22 protein-coding genes are annotated in these 20,304 nt (G+C 36.5%); 15 read left to right on the top strand and 7 right to left on the bottom strand.

Annotation, left to right across the window (positions count from 1 at the left end):
- Positions 1-65 precede the first annotated feature (65 nt).
- Positions 66-1,352 carry an MFS transporter gene (locus ACQKMV_RS14535; protein WP_427504799.1) on the top strand — a complete coding sequence of 429 codons (1,287 nt, stop codon included), beginning with the start codon at positions 66-68 and terminating at the stop codon, positions 1,350-1,352.
- A 156-nt stretch (positions 1,353-1,508) separates the two neighbouring features.
- Here the strand turns inward: ACQKMV_RS14535 and ACQKMV_RS14530 are convergent, their stop codons facing one another.
- The 4 genes from ACQKMV_RS14530 to ACQKMV_RS14515 form a co-directional block, all read right to left on the bottom strand.
- A complete protein-coding gene (locus ACQKMV_RS14530; protein ID WP_427504797.1) occupies positions 1,509-2,225 on the bottom strand; it encodes a LutC/YkgG family protein in 717 nt (238 codons plus the stop codon).
- Complete coding sequence (locus tag ACQKMV_RS14525) at positions 2,225-3,652, bottom strand: LutB/LldF family L-lactate oxidation iron-sulfur protein (protein WP_427504796.1); 1,428 nt, start codon at positions 3,650-3,652, stop codon at positions 2,225-2,227. The genes ACQKMV_RS14530 and ACQKMV_RS14525 overlap by 1 nt, the downstream gene beginning before the upstream one ends.
- 15 nt (positions 3,653-3,667) lie before the next feature.
- Positions 3,668-4,384 carry a (Fe-S)-binding protein gene (locus ACQKMV_RS14520; protein ID WP_427504795.1) on the bottom strand — a complete coding sequence of 239 codons (717 nt, stop codon included), beginning with the start codon at positions 4,382-4,384 and terminating at the stop codon, positions 3,668-3,670.
- 152 nt (positions 4,385-4,536) lie between these two features.
- Positions 4,537-5,265: a FadR/GntR family transcriptional regulator gene (locus ACQKMV_RS14515; protein WP_427504794.1), complete on the bottom strand. Its 729-nt coding sequence runs from the start codon at positions 5,263-5,265 to the stop codon at positions 4,537-4,539.
- Between the two features lie 412 nt (positions 5,266-5,677).
- Here ACQKMV_RS14515 and ACQKMV_RS14510 point away from each other — a divergent pair, with 412 nt between their 5' ends.
- The 3 genes from ACQKMV_RS14510 to ACQKMV_RS14500 are packed head-to-tail and all read left to right on the top strand — an operon-like array spanning position 5,678 to position 7,319.
- The gene (locus tag ACQKMV_RS14510) at positions 5,678-6,388 is read left to right on the top strand and encodes a cytochrome c biogenesis CcdA family protein (RefSeq protein WP_427504793.1); all 711 of its coding nucleotides are present in this window, start codon (positions 5,678-5,680) and stop codon (positions 6,386-6,388) included.
- A gap of 51 nt (positions 6,389-6,439) precedes the next feature.
- Positions 6,440-6,808: a response regulator gene (locus ACQKMV_RS14505; protein WP_427504791.1), complete on the top strand. Its 369-nt coding sequence runs from the start codon at positions 6,440-6,442 to the stop codon at positions 6,806-6,808.
- Between the two features lie 13 nt (positions 6,809-6,821).
- Positions 6,822-7,319, top strand: a complete 498-nt coding sequence (locus ACQKMV_RS14500; RefSeq protein WP_427504789.1) for a CcdC family protein — start codon at positions 6,822-6,824, stop codon at positions 7,317-7,319.
- A gap of 888 nt (positions 7,320-8,207) precedes the next feature.
- Here ACQKMV_RS14500 and ACQKMV_RS14495 read toward each other — a convergent pair.
- Positions 8,208-9,158 (bottom strand): sensor histidine kinase, encoded by a 951-nt coding sequence (locus tag ACQKMV_RS14495; protein ID WP_427504788.1) that lies wholly within the window; start codon positions 9,156-9,158, stop codon positions 8,208-8,210.
- 11 nt (positions 9,159-9,169) lie between these two features.
- Complete coding sequence (locus ACQKMV_RS14490) at positions 9,170-9,868, bottom strand: LytR/AlgR family response regulator transcription factor (RefSeq protein ID WP_427504786.1); 699 nt, start codon at positions 9,866-9,868, stop codon at positions 9,170-9,172.
- A 176-nt stretch (positions 9,869-10,044) separates the two neighbouring features.
- Between ACQKMV_RS14490 and ACQKMV_RS14485 the strand changes: the two genes are divergently transcribed.
- Both ACQKMV_RS14485 and ACQKMV_RS14480 read left to right on the top strand, forming a co-directional pair.
- On the top strand, positions 10,045-10,797 hold the full coding sequence (locus tag ACQKMV_RS14485) for an ATP-binding cassette domain-containing protein (protein ID WP_427504785.1): 753 nt from the start codon (positions 10,045-10,047) through the stop codon (positions 10,795-10,797).
- Positions 10,787-11,950 carry an ABC transporter permease gene (locus tag ACQKMV_RS14480; protein WP_427504783.1) on the top strand — a complete coding sequence of 388 codons (1,164 nt, stop codon included), beginning with the start codon at positions 10,787-10,789 and terminating at the stop codon, positions 11,948-11,950. The genes ACQKMV_RS14485 and ACQKMV_RS14480 overlap by 11 nt, the downstream gene beginning before the upstream one ends.
- 61 nt (positions 11,951-12,011) lie before the next feature.
- Here the strand turns inward: ACQKMV_RS14480 and ACQKMV_RS14475 are convergent, their stop codons facing one another.
- Positions 12,012-12,440, bottom strand: a complete 429-nt coding sequence (locus ACQKMV_RS14475; protein ID WP_427504943.1) for a DUF2621 domain-containing protein — start codon at positions 12,438-12,440, stop codon at positions 12,012-12,014.
- 119 nt (positions 12,441-12,559) lie between these two features.
- Between ACQKMV_RS14475 and ACQKMV_RS14470 the strand changes: the two genes are divergently transcribed.
- The 9 genes from ACQKMV_RS14470 to ACQKMV_RS14430 form a co-directional block, all read left to right on the top strand.
- The gene (locus ACQKMV_RS14470) at positions 12,560-12,775 is read left to right on the top strand and encodes a DUF1659 domain-containing protein (protein WP_427504782.1); all 216 of its coding nucleotides are present in this window, start codon (positions 12,560-12,562) and stop codon (positions 12,773-12,775) included.
- A gap of 12 nt (positions 12,776-12,787) precedes the next feature.
- Positions 12,788-13,012: a DUF2922 domain-containing protein gene (locus ACQKMV_RS14465; RefSeq protein WP_427504781.1), complete on the top strand. Its 225-nt coding sequence runs from the start codon at positions 12,788-12,790 to the stop codon at positions 13,010-13,012.
- Positions 13,013-13,093: 81 nt separating this feature from the next.
- Positions 13,094-13,216, top strand: coding sequence for a YvrJ family protein (locus tag ACQKMV_RS14460; RefSeq protein ID WP_082337366.1), 123 nt, complete (start codon positions 13,094-13,096; stop codon positions 13,214-13,216).
- A 103-nt stretch (positions 13,217-13,319) separates the two neighbouring features.
- Positions 13,320-13,928 carry an SCO family protein gene (locus ACQKMV_RS14455; RefSeq protein ID WP_427504780.1) on the top strand — a complete coding sequence of 203 codons (609 nt, stop codon included), beginning with the start codon at positions 13,320-13,322 and terminating at the stop codon, positions 13,926-13,928.
- Positions 13,929-14,037: 109 nt separating this feature from the next.
- Positions 14,038-14,556 (top strand): RNA polymerase sigma factor, encoded by a 519-nt coding sequence (locus tag ACQKMV_RS14450; protein WP_427504778.1) that lies wholly within the window; start codon positions 14,038-14,040, stop codon positions 14,554-14,556.
- A complete protein-coding gene (locus tag ACQKMV_RS14445; RefSeq protein ID WP_427504776.1) occupies positions 14,549-15,427 on the top strand; it encodes a hypothetical protein in 879 nt (292 codons plus the stop codon). The genes ACQKMV_RS14450 and ACQKMV_RS14445 overlap by 8 nt, the downstream gene beginning before the upstream one ends.
- 176 nt (positions 15,428-15,603) lie before the next feature.
- A complete protein-coding gene (locus ACQKMV_RS14440; protein WP_427504775.1) occupies positions 15,604-16,140 on the top strand; it encodes a DUF1572 family protein in 537 nt (178 codons plus the stop codon).
- A gap of 603 nt (positions 16,141-16,743) precedes the next feature.
- Positions 16,744-18,423 carry a methyl-accepting chemotaxis protein gene (locus ACQKMV_RS14435; protein ID WP_427504773.1) on the top strand — a complete coding sequence of 560 codons (1,680 nt, stop codon included), beginning with the start codon at positions 16,744-16,746 and terminating at the stop codon, positions 18,421-18,423.
- A 277-nt stretch (positions 18,424-18,700) separates the two neighbouring features.
- A partial coding sequence (locus ACQKMV_RS14430; RefSeq protein WP_427504772.1) for a methyl-accepting chemotaxis protein occupies positions 18,701-20,304 on the top strand: 1,604 nt, incomplete at its 3' end.

The following is a 20,304-nucleotide window of genomic DNA, read 5'->3' as shown; positions in this document are numbered from 1 at the left end:
TGTGTTATATTTTGTTTAATTAAATTAAACTTTTTAACCTAATTAAAAATATGGAGGGATTTTAGATGAATGAAGAGCAAAAATATAAAAAGGCGACGTATCATTTATGGACATTCACAACCAGTAAGATGATCTCGTTGTTAGGGTCACATGTGATGGCTTTTGGAATTAGTTTGTATATTTTAGCTATGACAGGTTCGGCGATGAGCTTTGCGACCAATATGATTTGTTCCGTGTTACCGCGTGCACTTGTAGCTCCATTAGCAGGTTATGTGGCTGATAATTTTTCGAAAAAGCGTACAATTCTACTTGCACAAGCTGGTACCATTTTGACAGTAGGGGGCTTATTGCTTTACACAGAAACGGTAGGCTTATCGGTGTATGCGGTTTATACGGCTACTGTGTTCAATACAATTTGCTCGGCTTTTTCTGGGGTAACGTTTTCATCTGCGATTGCAACGCTTGTTAATCCAGAGCGTTTACAGCGTGCCATGTCATTTAACCAATTGTCGACGTCTGTAGCTATGATCGGGGGACCAGTAATTGGGGGAATGATGTACGGCTTCTTTGAGATGGACGCATTTTTAATGGTCAATATGGTGGCTTATGCCATTGCCTTTTGCTTAGAAGCAACGATGAATTTTAACCTCTATAGTACAAGAGGGGAAGATGTGAAAAAAGAAAAAATGTGGGAAGGGCTTAAGGGTGGCTTTCATTATATAAAACAACAAAAAGTCATTAAAACGATTATGTGGGTTGCATTATGGATTAACTTATTCTTCTCAGCAATCGCTGTTGGAGGAACGTATATTATTATTGAATTGCTCAAAGTAAAGTCCACACATTTTGGCTTTATTGAGGCTTCGGGTGCAGCGGGCATGCTAGCGGCTTCCCTTTATTTTGCGACAAGATCAGAGGTGAAGGCACCATTGCGTTTTTCAAAAATTAGCTTACTGCTATTGGCTGGTAGTGTTGGGCTAGCAGTGATTCCATTAGTAACGGATTTTTCATATGTAGCAATTGTTATCTTTTACCTTATCATTTATTTTATTTTCGCTATTTTTGAAATGGGTATTAATATGCCAATCGGGGTGTATATGCAAAAAGTTATAGCAGAAGAATACCGTGGACGTGTCTTTGGGCTGATGGAAACGATGGCTATGTCAATGATGCCAATTGGTATGATGGTTTATGGCATGTTATACGATACATTACCAGCGATTGTTATTTTGCCGGTAACAAGTGCGATTATAATTACGCTCTCACTAGTCTTGCTCCGAACATCTATCTTAAAAGAAGCTCATCCAAAGTTTTATGAACAAAAGATAGTAACTGAGAGTGTAACAAATTAATGTCCGTCTTTGAAGATAAAGGTGAAACCATATTTATGAGGCTTATCAGCGATAATAGCAGTTTTATCAGCGATTCGCCATCCATCAACTAGATTTAATAGCAACAAACAAAACCAGGCATTTCTTCAGTGTTGAAGTATGCCTGGTTGATTTATTTTACTGATCCTCAATCACAATATAAGTGGCTTTAATTGGCCCATGTACACCAACAATAAGGATCATTTCGATATCTGCCGAATTACTTGGTCCTGTAATAAAGTTGATGCAGGAGGCAATTTGCTCGCCATTTCTAACTTTTTCGCTAATCCAATGAGCAGCTTGTGTCATTCGTGGAACGATCATACTTTTAGGGATTAAAATAATGGATTTCTCGGGTAAAAAGCTGACGGATCTCCCTTGATCTTTACTACTAAAAAGTACAGCAGTTCCTGATTCTGCTAATGTTATTTCACTAATCGTGATGCCGATGTTAGCTTTTTCAGCCTGGCGGATATTTTCCTCTGGCTGCTCGGAATCCCATTCGTACAGCTGAATATTCGATTGTGGCCACTGCTCAGTCATCAATGATGATAGACCATAGTTATGGAAACGTTCGTCTTTCCATGTAATAACAGATTGGCCACCAAAATTTTCAACTACTTTTTGTAAATCTGCAGGAAGATTGGCTGTATTTGTAATGACAATATCCGTATGAATATTTTTGCATTGCTCAGCTAAAACCGATACTAACTCATCTTTTGTCGCGTCTTTTAGGATGCGGTCTTGAGGGTGATATTGCCATGTAGGTCGTGCAATTTCTGTTTTTGGCGCACGCCCAAGCTGTTTCGCAATTTTTGATAAAAATACATCTCTATTTTCAATAGTACCTACCATTATTCATCGCCTCCTCTTTGACGGTGTTTAAACCAGTCACGGAAATTATCTTTATTTGGGGCTGGAAAATCCCTTGCTTCCGTCCATGCTTTTAATGGGCCAGGGCCATTTGAAATTTTCTGATCTTTTGTAAATGGGGCCATTGCTGGTGAAGCCATTTTTGTCGCCATTTTATATAACGTAGGGGAGGAGGCACCTAAACCAAAGGCCTTCATTAATAGCTTTTCAGATACAGGCGCTTTACCTTCGTTTTCAACAATTACTTGGCGATGTCTATGAATAAGCTGATGTAAAGGTATTTTAACAGGACAAGCATCAGTACAGGCACCACATAATGTGGAGGCATATGGTAACTCTTTAAAATCTTCATAGCCGCCTAATAATGGTGAAAGAACGATACCTACTGGACCAGAATAGATAGAACCATAAGTATGCCCGCCAACATGTCGATAAACAGGACAAGCGTTTACACATGCTGCACAGCGAATACATTGTAAAATGGGCTGGAATTCACTGCCTAAAATATCAGAACGTCCATTATCAACAATTACTAAATGGAATTCCTCTGGTCCATCTGTGTCACCTTCATCTTTGATGCCCGTTAATGTTGTAATATAGCTCGTTAGCTTTTGCCCAACGGCGCTTCTTGTTAATAAGCTTACTAGCACTTCCATCTCTTCAAACGTAGGAACAATTCTTTCCATACCCATTACCGTAATTTGAGTTTTGGGCAAGGCTGTTACTAAATCTGCGTTCCCTTCATTTGTAACGAGTGTAATGGAGCCGCTCTCTGCAATAGCAAAGTTACAGCCTGTAATGCCAATATCTGCTGTTAAATATTCATTCCTTAATTTTTGCCGTACATAAAGAGCTAGTTCCTCAGGTTTTTCACTTTTCTCATAGCCTTGTTTTTCTTTAAAAATATCACGAATCTGTTCCTTATTTTTATGCAAAGCTGGTACAACGATATGAGAGGGTGGCTCGTGATCATCTACTTGCAAAATGTATTCTCCGAGATCTGTTTCAATGACTTCACACCCGAGCTTTTCTAAAGCGGCGTTTAAATCAATTTCCTCCGTCACCATAGATTTTGATTTCACAATTTTAGCAGCATTTTTCTTTTTAGCGATACTTTGAATATAGTCTGTCGCTTCTTTTGCTGTTTGCGCAAAGTAAACATGTCCACCCCTTTTAGAGACATTTTCACTTAGCTGATATAAGTAATAATCTAAGTTCGCAAGCACATGCTTTCGAATTTCTTCTCCGTGAGAGCGCCATTCCTCCCAATGTCCGAGTTCATCAGCTTGTTGTAGCCGACGTGTTTGAAAGCGTTCTTGTGCGCTTGACACAGCTCCACGCATAAAGGTATTTTCTAATTCTTTCGTTAATCGATGTTGAAAGTCTTCATCACTTGTTTTCATTGACATCTCTTTTACCTCCTTTTAGCGGCAGTTTAATACTTCCGCAATATGCATGACTCTAATAGGCTTTCCTAGTCGATTCATTCGACCACCAATATTGATTAAGCAGCCAGCGTCAGCACCGATTAGAATGTCTGCCCCTGTTTCTTCAACATTCTGTACTTTTTCATTGACCATTTCTCCTGAGATATCGCCCATTTTTACCGAAAATGTTCCACCAAATCCACAGCATCGATCTTTTCCTGGGAGTTCTACATACTGTAAACCTTTAACTTGATTTAATAATTTAAACGGTGCATCTGTAACACCGAGTAGACGTGTCATATGACAGGAAGTATGATAAGTAGCCTTGCCCTCTAAATGTGCACCTACATCCTCGACCTTTAAAACATCTACAATAAATTCTGTAAATTCATATGTTTTATCTGCCAATGCATGTGCTTTTGGCTCCCAAACAGGATCACCCTTAAACACTTCTGGATATTCCTTAAACATATAAGCGCAGGAACCAGAAGGGGAGACGACGTATTCAGCATGTTCAAATGCTGTGATCATTTTTTTCATAGCATTTTTAGATTCTTTTACATAGCCACTATTGTAGGCAGGCTGCCCACAGCAAATTTGATTTTCAGGAAAGTCTAAGTCACAGCCAAGCCTTTCAAGAACTTCAACAACAGCTTTTCCTACATCACCTTGAAACATATCAACTAAACAAGTCGCAAAAAGTGTTACTTTCATGAAAATCGCTCCTTTTTGTCCTATTATGCCTCACCTTAAAATAAACTAGTCAACAGGTCATCTGATGACTTGGATTGTTTATATAATACTATATCTTTTCAGTTGTTTCAAAAAATTAAAAGCCGCCTATTATTAAAACTAGGCAGCTATTGTTACTTCATAGATTCAGTTGTTTCAAAATATTGCATTAAGACTTTTTCTACATTACTTAAATGCGAAGCCATAGCATGTTTTGCAAGTTCTTCATTTTGCTGTTTAATCGCGAGGAAAATTTGCATATGTTCATCATAAAGCTTTTCGCTTGTTGTTTTTTTAGAGTACAACCAAATTCGACGTGTTTCTTTCATCGTTTCGATCATTAAACCTGAAACCTGGTTCAATATAGTTGCCAGTAGGGGGTTTTGAGATGCTGTAGAAATGGCTGCGTGAAATTGAAAATCCATTTTTTCTCCTAGCTCTCCATCTCCTTGTACACGTTTCATTTCATCCAAAATTTGCATCATTGACTGTATGTCTTCTTCTGTTCGATGATTGGCTGCGCTAGCCGCTGCGCCTACCTCAATAATTTTACGTACTTCTAACAAATGAGAAATATCTTGCTTATTTGTTAAAATGGCAGTTGATAAGGGAAAATCGAGCTGATTGGATTGATTACTTTTAACAAATGTACCTGAACCTTGTTTGATTTCAATAAGCCCCATTGCTTTTAAAGCAGAAAGAGCTTCTCGGATGGCAGATCTGCTGACTTGTAGTTGTTCAGCAAGTTGTTCTACTGAATCAAGACGGTCACCGGGCTTCAGTTCGCCGGATCTAATTTTTTCATAGAGGATTTCGGATACTTCCTCATATATTTTTTTTGGTTTAATTTTTCTTAATTCCAAGGAGCTACACCTCATTATCAATTGCTCTATTGTTTTTTATTATACATGAAGAAAAGTAATTTACTCACTATATAACAGTAAATACTATATGTAAATAGAAAAAGGTACTACATGTCAGAATAGCTCTGGCTCTAGTGTCTTTTGGTTATGTTTTTAATTAAATAACTTGAAATGCAAATTAATGATGAATTTTGTTGACAGATAATACAGGAGGGGCGCATAATGCAAAAGTACATTAACAAATACACGTTGATGTAATAAGTTTTGAAAATTAAATTGTGTATGATGATATGATGGTACTTCACTTTTTCAACACCTTTTTGCCATGAAACGTTCACAAACTGGAAGGGCGCAATTTACAGTGATTTTTGGTACGATGGAGGCAGTAACTGTAAAGAGAGAGTGAGAAAATATGGAAACAGATATTAACTTGTTTTTAGCTTTGGGAGCAGGGTTTTTAAGCTTTATTTCACCATGTACCCTTCCCCTGTATCCAGCATTTTTATCATACATAACGGGTATGACATTAGATGAGCTAAAATCGGAACGAGGTATGATGCAAAAGCGAGCTATTTTGCACACCCTTTTCTTTTTACTAGGATTTTCAATTATCTTTATTATGATTGGACTAGGTGCATCTTTTGCGAAAGAGTTCTTCCTTAATTATCAAACATTATTACGTCAGATTGGTGCCATCTTAATCGTTGTATTTGGATTAATGATTGTGGGATTACTACAAATTGACTTCTTAATGAAGGATCGAAAATTCCAATTTAAAAACCGACCATCTGGTTATTTAGGTTCAGTATTAATCGGAATAGCCTTTGCGGCAGGATGGACTCCTTGTACAGGCCCAATTTTAATGTCAATTATTATGTTGGCTGGATCTAATCCAAGCGCAGGCTTTAGCTATATGTTAGCTTATTATTTAGGCTTTGCGATTCCGTTTTTCATGCTATCTTTCTTTATAGCACGTATGACTTGGATTCGTACACATAGCCAAAAAATTGTGAAAATCGGTGGTTATATAATGATTGCCGTAGGTATTTTACTATTCTTTGATGGAATGACGTATATTACACGCTTATTAGAGCCTATTTTCGGTGGATTTAAGGGCTTCTAATCTGCTAAACTAAAAGGCATACCACACTTTAACATGGAGGGAGATGAACATATGCCTACAGTTTTAGTAGTGGATGATACGCTCTTTATGCGTGTTGCAATAAGTAATATGTTTACTGAATGGGGTTATGAGGTAGTCGGCAAGGCAGCAAATGGTAAAGAAGCTGTAGCGATGTATCGTGAGTTACAACCAGATCTTGTAACAATGGATGTAACAATGCCCGTTATGACAGGTATCGCAGCCGTGAAAGAAATCATCCCTGAATTTCCAGATGCAAAAATAATTATGATTACAGCTTTAGGACAACAGAAGTTAATCGTGGAAGCAATTGAAAGTGGTGCGAAGGATTTTATTACAAAGCCTTTCGAGCCAGAAAGATTAAGAGCTGTAGTTGATCAATTACTTAGACAAAATTGTTAGAGGAGGACTTTTTATGTTTAGCAATATCCCTTCTCAATATTATGTAATAGGTTCGACCATAATGGCCATTTTTATGGGTACCTTTGTCATGGTTTTACGTATGCGAGCATCTAAGAAACCGACAAATGAGAAGAAAATCATCATCCCACCTATCGCGATGTCTTCAGGTGCGGTAATGTTTTTATTTGAACAATTTCGAGTACCACCCATGCAAATTCTTGAAGCAGCAGCAGTCGGCGTGGTGTTCTCAACAATCTTAATTGCCACTTCTAAATTTGAAGTAAAAGGTCAAGATATTTATTTAAAACGTTCAAAAGCATTCATTTTTATCCTAATCGGACTGTTAGTGTTCCGTATAATTGCGAAAATGATATTAAGTAGCTCCATTGACGTTGGTGAATTAGCAGGAATGTTTTGGATTTTAGCGTTCGCTATGTTACTCCCTTGGCGAATCGCAATGCTTATTCAATTTAAAAAAATCAAAAAAACAATTCAGCTGAAGAATATGTAATGGAAAAACTACACTAGAGATTTCATCTAGTGTAGTTTTTTTTATTGAGCGACGGAAAGAGATAGCGAAAGTTATGGAAAGATTTCGAAGAGATGAATAGGGTAGCGAAAGTGAAGGATAGAAATTAGAGCGACGGAAAGAGATGTCCAAGCGACGGAAAGAAAGACAAAAGCGACGGAAGGAAGAGTCAAAGTGACGGATAGAAATCAGAGCGACGGAAAGAATCGCCGAAGTGACGGAAAGAATCATCCAAGCGACGGAATGAAAAACAGAAGCGACGAAAAGAAGAGTCAAAGTGACGGATAGAAATCAGAGCGAAGGAAAGAGTCGTCCAAGCGACGGAAAAAAAGACAGAAGCGACGGAAAGAGTCGTCCAAGCGACGGAAAGAAGAGTCAAGGTGAAGGATCGAAATCAGAGCGACGGAAAGAATCGCCGGAGTGACGGAAAGAACCATCCAAGCGACGGAAAGAAAGACAAAAGCGACGGAAGGAAGAGTCAAAGTGACGGATAGAAATCAGAACGACGGATAAGTATTGGCGTAGGAGGAGCTACATTAGCCCCAAAAAATACACCATCTATTTCAGGAGATTTTATTCAAGAAGGAAACAAAGTTGCAACATTAGTTTCTTCAAATGAAGTAAAAGTGGAAGCAAAGGGAGGATTTTCTGAATGATTTCAGTCAAAATGTCTGATGAATCCAAGTTTACAAAAGATGAGTGGCAGAAGGTTCTTAAGCAAATTGAAAAAGGTGAAGTTCATTTAGAAGAATAATAAAAGAATCCTGTACCTTTATAGTACGGGATTCTTTCCGCATGTACATTTTAAAATTCACATTTCTCTTGCCAAAGCGAACGATAGAGCAGTCAAGTAAAGTGCTGAACCGGCTTTTAATGAACTGCAGGAAATTTTAGCTTTAATGTAAATTCTTCATCTTTATAAGTGAAGTCTAAGAAACCATTATATTTTTTGACTATATCTTTTATAATCATTGTACCTAGACCCTCATGCTCTAGCTTTGTTGTTAAACCAGAGCGGTCAAATAAAGAATCTACGACGTTTGTAGGTAGTGGGACTGTACTGTTTTTACAGGTCATAATGTATAAACCACTTCGTTTATAAAGCTGTAAACTAATGTTCCCTTGTTCTTTATTACGTACTTGCCATTCTTGACAGGCTTCAATACTATTGGCTAGTATGTTGCCGAGTAATGCAACGAGATGTGTATCTGCAATAGGCAGTTGTGAGCAGGGGGTGTCTAAATCATAGAGAATTGTTATATTTGATGCTTTCGCTTGTTTATACTTCTCGTGTAATATCCCAGCGATAATCCCTCGTTCGCCCTTAATAGAGAGATTTGTTTCCTCGTAACCTTCCACAAGTTGTTGTAAATATTCTTTGGCAGCGTTAAAGTCGTTTTTTTCCATTAAAAAGTGTAGTGCAGCAACATGTTTTAAAAAATCGTGACGCTCTTGGCGAACAACTCGAAAGGTTTCATTAAATTGATTTTGTTGGGTCTCTGTTTGTTGCAACGTTATTTGTAGCGATTTATATTCCTTCAACTCTTTAGTTCGGTACCATTCCAATAAAATGAAAAGTACAAGTGGTACTAGATATATAGCGGAGGGGACTACAAAGAAATATATACTACAAATAATTCCTTGAGTGATACAAAAGAATAACTGTGGTGATGCAAATCGATCTCTTAGCAAGATGACGATAATTAGAACGACTAAAGCTGTCAGGTAAATTGGAACAGAAAGCTGAAAAAATATAATTAGTGATTGTACATGAATGATTAAAAATATCGTGAAATATAAAATAGTGCTAATTTGGGTCAAATTAATCCACCTCAAAAATAATGTTTCTGTAAAAAATCAACGTTTTCTTTTGTAATCATCGCTTTTTCGTCGATTCCTTCAAATGACACAATGTATGAGTTCTTAGCATACAGGGAGAAGTTTGTAACAAAATGTATATTGATAATAAATGAGCGATGTGACCTAAGAAAATCTCGTTCTCGCAGTTCCCCCTCAAGTTCATTTAGCGTCTGGTAGGTTATAATTGGACCCGTTTTTGTATGTATCGTTGTAGAGCGACCAGAGCGTTCAATAAAAATAATGTCCTTTTTTTGGACAATATGAATATTGTTTTTTTTCTTTAAATATAGACGTCCAGTTATTTCAGATTTTTTATTTTTTTCCATTAACCGTTCAATAGATTGTATTAAACGTTCTCTCGAATATGGCTTCATTATATAATCATGAACTTGTAATTCAAATGCATGAACCGCGTAGCCGCTATTAGCAGTGACAAAAACTACTGTAATATTTAAAGCATGCGAATGAATGATATCAGCTAGTTCATAACCGGATAAATGAGGCATTTCTATATCTGCAATTAATAGATCAATGGACTGTTTCTTAATTTGTTCATAAGCTTCCTCCGCTGATGTTGTAGAAAAGATAATATCAACACCCTCTACTGAAGAAATAATGCCATGAATTTTATCTAAATCAATTTGACTATCATCTACTATACCAATTTTCATATTTACACCTTCAACAAAATAAATATTATTACTTTACTATCATAACAGATTACTTTTACTGTTTTTCCACAATTTTACCGATTCGCGACATAAAAAGGCATATTCGCGACATAATGGCAGACACCCCTAGTTTTGCTATGTAAGATTAAGCTAAGAAAGTTGAATGAGGTGAGACAATGATTCAAATTCAAGAAGTAACGAAGCAGTTCAAAGACAAAAAGAAATATGTTACGGCTTTGAAGCATGTATCGTTTGAGGTAAAGCAAGGAGAGGTATTAGGGTTACTTGGTGAGAATGGAGCCGGAAAGACGACTTTGTTGCGTACCATTGCAACACTACTAGATCCAACAGCTGGTCAGGTCCTAGTTGGAGGCTTTGATACGGTAAAGCAGTCAGCAGATATTCAAAAAAAGATTGGTGTGCTTTTCGGGAGTGAGACAGGGCTATATGATCGGTTTACAGCACGAGAAAATCTTGAATATTTTGCAATGCTGTATGGTCTTGGAAAGCATGAGACTAAGGTACGAATTGATGAACTTTCAAAAATGTTTGGAATGAGAGACTATTTGAATCGTAAAGTAGGAGGCTTTTCAAAAGGAATGCGTCAAAAGGTTGCTATTGCACGTACACTTATACATAATCCGCAAATCATAATATTTGATGAGCCCACGACAGGTCTCGATATAACTTCCTCAAATGTATTCAGACAGCTTATACATCAGCTGAAAAGGGAAGGGAAAACAATTATTTTCTCTAGTCATATTGTGGAGGAAGTATCTATGCTTTGTGATGCTGTTGCGATGATTCATAAAGGCGAATTGGTTTATCATGGATCACTTGAACAGTTGTATGAGCAAGAAGGTAGTCGAGACCTGAATTATATCTTTATGAGTAAATTAGTAAGGGGCGAAGATGACTATGCTATTTAATATTTATGTTAAAGAGTTAAGAGACTGTTTTCGCGATCGCCGAACATTTCTATTAACAGTTGTTTTACCGATTGTGCTTATGACAGTGCTTGTCTTCGTATATGAAAAAATAGTATCGCAAGGTCAGGGCGAGATATATACAATAGCTGTAACAGAAACTTTTAGTGAAGAGGAGGAAAAGATTTTTGCAGATTATAAGCAGTTTGAATTCAAGCAAGTTAGCGATCCTAAAAATGCTGTTGCAGATGGTAATGCGATTGTAGGGCTAAAGTTTAGTACGGATTTTAATGAGAGTATAAAAAACAAGGATTTATCAGCAAAGGTTTCAATAATAGGTGATCCATATAATGAAAATGGTTCGAATGTTATTGCTCTTATCGAAAAAGCTCTATCTGATTATGAAAAGTTTGTTACTAGTGAACGTTTAATAGAGCGAGATATAGATGTTTCAATATTAAAGCCGTTTGTCATCGAGTATGAAGAAACGATTGATGGTAATCTTTCATTAATGCTAATAGCTTTTTTTATACCATTAATATTAACAGTAGCTGTTTCTGCAAGTGCTAGTCCAGTAGCAATAGATTTGTTTGCGGGAGAAAAAGAACGTAAAACAATGGAGGCACTTTTAATGACTCCTGTAAAACGGTCAACATTATTACTTGCAAAATGGTTAACCATCTCGACAATTGCAGTGATTACCGGAATTGTCACATTAATGGTTGTCTTCCTAGAAATTATTCTTTTTACAACGAATATAAAGGCAGCTATTTCTTTTGGAGAAAATATTTATATTGTTATTCTAGCAGTATTTATGGTGATTATTTTGTATGCTACGTTGTGTTCATCCTTGCTCATGTTAACAAGTATTATTGCAAAAACTATTAAAGAAGCACAGACTTATAGCACACCAATTTCATTGCTTATGTTAATACCATCACTATTCATGGCGAGTATAGGGATTCATGAATTTAAAATTTTACATTTCGCTATACCAGTACTAAATATTTTTGCAATCTTTAAAGAACTGTTATTTGGCATTATTCAATATAACCATATTTTTGTTACGATATTGAGTAATCTAGCATTAACTTTAACTATCTTTATCGTTTGTAGAATTTTGTATATGAAAGATCGATGGGTCTTGAACTCATAAAAAAGAAATATTTCTATAATTTATGAAGTAAAAACGCTGCACAAAAGTGTGCAGCGTTTTTTCATTCAAATAGATGTTCATATGGAGCGATGTCAATTTGCATTTCATCTAATTTTTTACGTAAAAATTTATGGTCGCGCTTAGGAGTTGCTTGTATATAGCCACGAATAATCAAATCATGGTTAATGGCAGGTGCTTTTTCTTCTAAAGCAAGCTCGCCAATTTTTCCTGCTATTTTTTCCTTTGCTACTTGTCTAAATAGCTCAGGTACAGGGCTTACAAGTTCATATAAAAGCTCTTTCTCAGGTTGTCCCCATAAATGAATGGTTTTATCTAAATAATATTCTTGCCAATCTAAATCAGATTTACCGTCCTGCTTCGGTAAAGCCTTCAAAAATTTGCGGAACATAAAAAATCCGCCGATCGCCATAAACGAAATAAGTACAACTACCCAAAATAGGATAAACCATAAAAACCAACCACTTAACAAATCGTTCACCTCTTTGCCTTCTCTCACTCTATTATAAAAGCTTACATTAAAAAATTCATCCTAAATGTCCCTTTTTTAGCAATAAGTCTGTATATATTGTGTGAAAGGAGGTGACTCTCATGGCAAAAATCAATTTCGTAGGTGCTACACTGCGCTTAAAGTATGTCGCTGGACACAATGCACAAAATGAGCCTATGTTCACAACAAAAACGTACCGCAATTTAAACAGCTCGCATTCAGCAGAGGATTTAGTAGAGGTAGCAAAAGCCATTGCAAGTCTATCTTCACACGCACTAGATAGCATTGTGAAACAAGAAACAACAGATTTATCCTAAGGAGGGAAAGTTATGACACAAGTTTTAGAGCTGCAATTTGAAACAGCGGCAGGGAAAACGACAACGTTTGTGATTGATGCACCGAAGCCGAAATTAACAACGGAAGAAATTCAAAAGGTTATGCAAAAGATCATCACGAAAAATGTTTTTGATGGACAAGCTGGTGCTCTGGTTGCGATGAGTGGGGCTCGCATCGTTGATCGACAAGTAACAGAATTTGAAATAGGGATCGAATAGTCAGGTAATGGTCTTTGCAGAATTTTCTGCAAGGACCATTTTCAGCAATGGCAGTAATCTAGTTGTGAAGGAGGGGCAACCATGGAACAATGGTTAAACATGATATCGGATATCGGTTTTCCTATCTTAGTGTCGTTTTATTTACTGCACCGAGTAGAAGTTAAATTAGATGCAATTCATGATGCGCTTGTTTCCTTAAAGTGAAATCGATTTCACAAAGATGTACGAAAGCTGTCACTTGGTGTCCTTGTCAATATTTACATCGTACGATAGGATGAGGGTAGTGTACGTAGGGAGCGTGTTAAAGATGAGAAATAAAATAATTGGGCTTGTTCTACTTTTTGCATTAGCAGCAGTGCTCAGTGCGTGTGGAAATACAAAATTTAAAGCAGATTATAACTTGGAATTACCAGATTTTGATCATGTCAATCAACGCGGAGAAAAAGTTTCTTTAGAGAGTTTAAAAGGAAAACCATGGATTGGTATGTATATTTTCACGAATTGTACCTCAATTTGTCCACCAATGTCCTTTAATATGGCGCAAGTTCAAGAAAAGCTGAAGAAAAAAGGTGTGGAAGATTATAATATTGTTGCGTTTTCCGTTGATCCTGACGTTGATAAACCAGAAGTATTAGCTGATTATTTGAAAAAATACAATGTTCCAGATGAATCAAAATGGAATCTACTTACTGGTTATTCACAAAAATATATCGAGCAGTTCGCTGTTAAATCAACAAAAATAATCGTCAAAGATGATCCTAAAACCGACCAAGTGATCCATGGGAATCAATTTTTCTTAGTCGATAAAAATGGTGTAATCGTAAAAATGTATTCAGGGTTTGCTAAAAATATCGAGGATGTGCCAATTGACACAATTGCATCAGATATAGAAACATATATTGATGAAAATTTATAATGGATAGAAGGAAACCGTCTCAATTTAATGAAGAGACGGTTTTTTTATGGTTGAAATTTAATCTTTTATAACGTTAGCCTCGTTTATAGTGTAGAAGGAGGGAAAGATTTTGTCTGATACAGAATATTTAGAGCAACAAATGGAACTACATACAGATCATTTATTTCGAATCGCTTACTACTATACGAAAGATCTACGAATAGCTGAGGATATTGTTCAAGATGTATTTATTAAATTCTATCATCACCAAAAGTATTATGAAGAAAGAGGCGAGATGAAGGCTTATTTAGCACGTATGACCATTAATAAATGTAAGGATTACTTAAAAAGCTGGGCCTATCGAAAAATTACATTTCAGCACAATTTTTTTGCCAAACAAAAAACTGTTTTACAAGATACACTCATTCGTCAAGATGAACAAGCTCTTTTAGATGAAGCCATTTTACGGTTACCAATAAAGCAACGTGAAGCAATTGTCTATTTTTATTTGGAGGAGATGACGATCAAGGAGATTGCAGAGCTACTGGCAATTCCTGAGGGTACCGTGAAATCTCGTTTAAAGAAAGGGAAGGAATTATTAAAAGTAGACTTACAGCATATTGAATGGGAGGTACTTTTCCATGGATAAGCATACAATGCATGTATTGAAGGATGTCTCGGAACATAAAAAAGCAATCATTCAAAAGGTTCGACAACAAATTCAACAAGAGCCGTATCCATCAAAGCAACTTTGGCCTTATCGTGCATTGGCCATCTTGATGACATGCTCTATCTTACTATTTATTGCATGGCAAGCTTCGAAACCGATGGACCATTTAACGACAGAAATACTTCAAGAAGAAGAAAAACAATCATTCACCGATTTATTTCAAACAGAAGTTGAAGGAACAGAGACAACGTTCAGTCAGTTTTTTCAAATAGCAGATCGATTAGATCATCGAGAAAATATCAAATTTTATGCACCACTTCAGGGCTTTGAGGCTATGCAAGCAGTGGCGGCTACTATGGAGAATGCTGTCCATCTAATAGACCCTAAAAATCTTCCTTTTAATTCAAATATACAAGAGGTCTATGCAGTAACTTCAGATATGCAAGATGGTAGCCTGCAAAAGCAATTTCAATTTAGTTATAAAGAAAAGTCTCTCACTGGAGTGGATCGTCAATATATTATTTTGACGGTAACAAATGTAAATTATAATCCTTTAATAAACTATAAATTTACGGAAGATAGTCAGGAGGAAATCACGAATGTAGGTTTGAATTTTATGAATCCTTTGTATTATCGTGCGATGACACCAGATAAATGGCTTGCGTATTCATACTATAATTATGATGAGGTGGACAAGCGCATTTATCGAATGAGTACAAGAGCCAATGAGTTTTATACGTATTATAATGGCTATGTATATCATATAGGCTATCAATTAAATGGTGATCAACAGGAAGCACAAGAAAAAATGGTTGAGCTTGCAAGGGAATTTATCCCGCACTTAAATTAAGCGAAAGCAAAGAAGTTAGGGGGAAGATAAACTGCTTGTAAAAGGCTAACAATCAGTGGTGATGAATATCCCTTAGTGAGTCAGTATTACTTTATTCTTGGCAACAACTAGTTACCAAAATTGGCACAGCTCATTCTGTTTATATTAAAATAGTAGAAAAGAGGATGGGGGCAACAATGACAGTAGCGCAAACGTATTTAAATGTTGTCCAAAAAAGATTTAGAAGTATCAAAGAGCAAGGCGATAAAACACTCTCACAATTAGATAACGAACAACTGCATTGGGCTTTTAACGAAGAATCCAATAGCATTGCCGTTATAGTAAAACACGTTAGTGGTAATATGATATCGAGATGGACTGACTTTCTAACGACAGATGGTGAGAAAGCAACGAGAAATCGTGATGATGAATTTACGGATAGCCTTCAGTCAAAAGAAGCGGTTATAACAGTATGGGAAAAGGGTTGGCAAGTATTTTTAGATACTTTGCAAGGATTAACGGAAGCTGATTTACAAGGGTTTGTAACGATAAGGGGAGAACAGCATTCCGTGATAGATGCTATCGAAAGACAAATGTCCCATTATTCACTGCATGTTGGACAGATCGTTTACATTGCAAAGCAACTAAAGGGCTCAGAGTGGCAAACATTAAGTATTGCAAGGGGACAATCTCAGGCTTTTACAGAGTCTATGGTAAAAAAACATCAACAATAGAAATGAGAGGCTGAGACAAAACTGGTCAAAGTCTTAAAAAGCGCGAGAAATCAATTTTAGAAAAGTTGATTTCTTGCGCTTTTCTGATGTTATATTTTCAATTTTTCTATAAAAATATACTGTGTCAGGTTTCAATTCAGATATTCCTTCGGCAAAACAAGGGGGATTTCCGTTTTGACTGGGCGCTTTTATCGCTGACGCTTCGCTTTCGCGCAGTGCAGAGCTTCCTGGGGGCGTCCGAGTTCAAGTTCTGATTATGTATTTAACAGACCTAAAGCATCAGCATCTTGCTGGTGTTTTTTTTCGTGGTGTGCTTGAACTCTAGGGTGCAAGTCCCGAACTCAGAAGGAGCAATACAGCGGCCAGAGGAACACGGCAGGCATTGGGCAGAACATTTTTGTGGAGTGACTTGCTAATTGGTATTTTTAACTACTAAAATAGCTGTATATAATTTAGAGAAGTCAAGACATTTGGAGATATGTTTTAATTTTTGTAAAATTTTAGTGCTAATTTATGACGAAAGACGCACTTCTTATAGGATAATAGGTAATTTTAGTCTATACTCAAGTGGATTAATGTTAATAGTAGAATAGAGGGGTTCGGATGAGATTAACGGTAGAACGAAAGCTGCAATTTGCTTTTGGTATAGTATTGGTATTTCTATTACTTATCGCTAGTATTGCAATGTACTATTTAAATGACAATAAACACACACTTGCGGAAATCGAAAAGAACACTGAATTAATTAATTTGTATAATGATATTTCCTTCCAAACGGTTCGGGCAAACGCAGCAATTCGAGGTTATATGTTATATGGTAAAGAAGACATGCTTAACAATCATCTTGAAATACGAGATACCTTACATAAATCCATCCATCGTATTGAAGAACTCGGACATAAAAATACAGATTTTGAACAGTTTTTAAAGCAGTTAGATGAATGGGAAAAGCCTATAGATGAACAAATTGTGCCGTTATTTCAAAGTGGTGAAAAACAGCAAGCACAGCAGTTGGCATTACCGGTTTTAGGGAAAGGCTCTCAAAAGCTCGTTGAGTTTGGGAAAACAATGGCAACGGCACAGCAGGACGAAATGCAGGCGAGTATAGAGGCTACAAAGCAAAAAGGCGACGAAAGTGGCATAGGGATTGCTGTTCTAGCAATAGTTTCCTTACTTATAAGCATTATTATTGCGACGGTTTTTGGTCGAAAAGTAGCCAAAAATATTCAACAAACTGTAGTAGAAATGGAAAAATTCTCAAATGGTAATCTACAAACGCACCTGCAATTTAAAACAAAAGATGAGTTTGCACAGCTGGCAGATTCCTTTAATTCGATGTCGGAAAAACTTAGACATACTATGAAGCAAGTTGGTAATTCATCTGAACAGGTAGCAGCAACTTCCGAGCAGCTCACAGCGAGTAGTATGGAAGTGACACAGGCAACAGAAGTTGTCTCAGAATCGATCCAAGATATTGCACAAGGCATTGAAGAACAGGATACATTGACAGGTGATGTACGAAACTTATCTTCGCATATTTTGAAAAAAATGAATGACATTTCAGCGAGTATTGATAATGTTAACGATGCAACAGTGGAAACTAAAAATATGGCTAGCATAGGACGTTCCTCCGTTCGTAATGTCATTGAACAGATGAATGAAATCTCGGATAATACAGCCGAGCTAAGTATACGTGTTAAAGATTTAGATGAAAATACAGCAGCAATTGTTTCAGCAGTCAATGTTATTAAAAATATTGCTACCCAAACGAATCTATTGGCTATCAACGCCTCGATAGAAGCAGCACGAAGCGGTGAGCATGGCAAGGGCTTTGCCGTAGTAGCAGAAGAGGTAAGAAAGCTAGCAGACGAATCAAACTTAGCAGCAGTAGATATTGAAAAGGTCGTTGTGCAAATTACTGAGGATACAAGAATTATCGAGGAAGACATGATTAACAGTAATGATTCAGTAAAAGTTGGTCGTGAAAAAGTAAATGTGGCAAGAGATAATTTCATACATATTGACGATGCCATTAATGATGTACAAGTACAAACCGAATCAGTTACAGCGGCAATTCGAACGATACATCTAGATATTGAAAAACTTGTAAAAGAAATCGACTACATTAGCGAAGTATCTATGAAATCGAGTAGCAATGTTCAAAGTGTTGCGGCATCCTCTGAGGAACAAAATGCAGCGATGGAAGAAGTAGCGGCAGCCTCTACACATTTGGCAAAAATGGCGATTGACTTACAAGAATCAATTCAAGTATTTAAATACTAACACAAAAAATCCCTATGTTAATCATACATAGGGGTTCTTTGTATAGTCGATTGTTACAGAAAACTCTAGATTTATGTCGGGAAAATCAAAAAAATGAAAAAAGGTATTTGAATTTAAGCATTTCGTCCGATAAAAACATAAGATGAAAATTTAATCGATAGAAGAAGTGAAGATTGTTAATAAGGAGTGGCATCCTTTTTTGAGTGTAAAAGAAACCACCACAAAATTGGACAAAACACATTTTAAGAACTAGTAAAGACACAAGGAGAACTGTTACATGAAACAATTATTTGGAAGCTTTAAGGGGAAGCTCTACACATTATTTGCCCTTATTTTACTGATCCCAGTTATTTCTGTAGGAAGTTTATCGTACCTTTCAGCAAAAAATTCGATAAAAGAAGAAATATTATTTAGTGCAAATGAAAGTGTAAATATTTTAAATACAGTAATTGATAAAACCATTAGTGAAAAAACAAACGACATTAATGTTTTTAGCGAGGAAATAAATTCTTCTAAGTATGAACAGAATGGAGCCTCAATATTAGCAAATTTTCAACAATATAGGAAGATGAATCCGGATGTTTTAAGTGTTTATCTTGGAACAAATGAGGGAGCATTATTTCTAGAACCAAAAATGGATCTTAAGGATTACAATGTTTTAGAAAGAGATTGGTATAAAGAGGCTACGGCTTTAAAGGGAGAAATTTTAATAACGAATCCTTATATTGATGCATTTACTGGAAAGATGATTGTAACAGTTGCTCGTCAGCTAAAGGACAAATCTGGAGTAGTAGCAGTTGATTTGGAATTGTCAGGTATTCAAAAAACTGCAAGTTCAATTAAAATCGGAAAAAATGGATACCCTTCTATTTTCGGTGAAGATAAAATGGTTATTTCACATCCAACTTTAGAACCGGGTGGCGAATTAAAAGAAAGTTTCCTCGACAAAATATACGACGGTAAATCTGGCACGTATGAATATGTCTTTGACGGTGATGACCGTATTATGTTCTTCACAACGAATGAATTAACGAATTGGAAAATTACCGGCACAATTTTTGCAAAGGAAATTGATAAATCAGCATCATCCATTTTAAATCATATGTTACTCGTGTTAGTTATTGCGATTGTCATAAGTACGATTTTGTTCTATTTTGTTATGAAGGGAATCATAAAACCGATTAGATCACTCAAGGATAGTGCAGTAACTATTAGTAAAGGTGATTTAACAGAGAAAGTGACAATCACTTCTCAAGACGAGATCGGACAGCTAGGACAAGCCTTTAATGATATGCAAGAGAGTCTAAGGACACTTATTCAAAAAATAGAACAAAATGCAGAAGAGGTAGCATCGTCGGCAGAGGAGCTTACAGCCAATGCCACTCAAACGAGCATTGCTACAGAAAAGGTGGCCATTTCGATTCAAGATGTTGCGACTAGTGCAGATACGCAAACGACGAGTGCCAATAAGAATGCAGAATCGTTACATGAGCTTTCGACGGCCATTCTTCATATCGCGGAGATTTCTTCTACTGTGACGGATCTTTCACAACATGCAACGCTACAAGCAGATGAAGGTGGAAAGGCAGTCCAAGATACAAAAGATCAAATGCAATCTATTCATTTATCCGTGACCGATTCAAACACGAAAATTCAAACACTGCATGAACGATCTCAGCAAATTTCATCTATTTTAGATGTAATTACAAGCATTGCAGATCAAACTAACTTACTAGCTCTCAATGCAGCGATTGAAGCGGCAAGAGCAGGGGAGCATGGGAAAGGCTTTGCAGTGGTTGCAGATGAAGTAAGAAAGCTGGCGGAGCAATCACAGGAATCAGCCAAACAAATTTTTGAACTAATCCATGGTATTCAGTTAGA

The sequence above is a fragment of the Lysinibacillus sp. NPDC094403 genome (assembly GCF_050278745.1).
GTDB lineage: Bacteria > Bacillota > Bacilli > Bacillales_A > Planococcaceae > Lysinibacillus.
The sequence above is the reverse complement of the archived record's forward strand: the minus strand, read 5'-3'. Positions and strand labels throughout refer to the sequence as shown.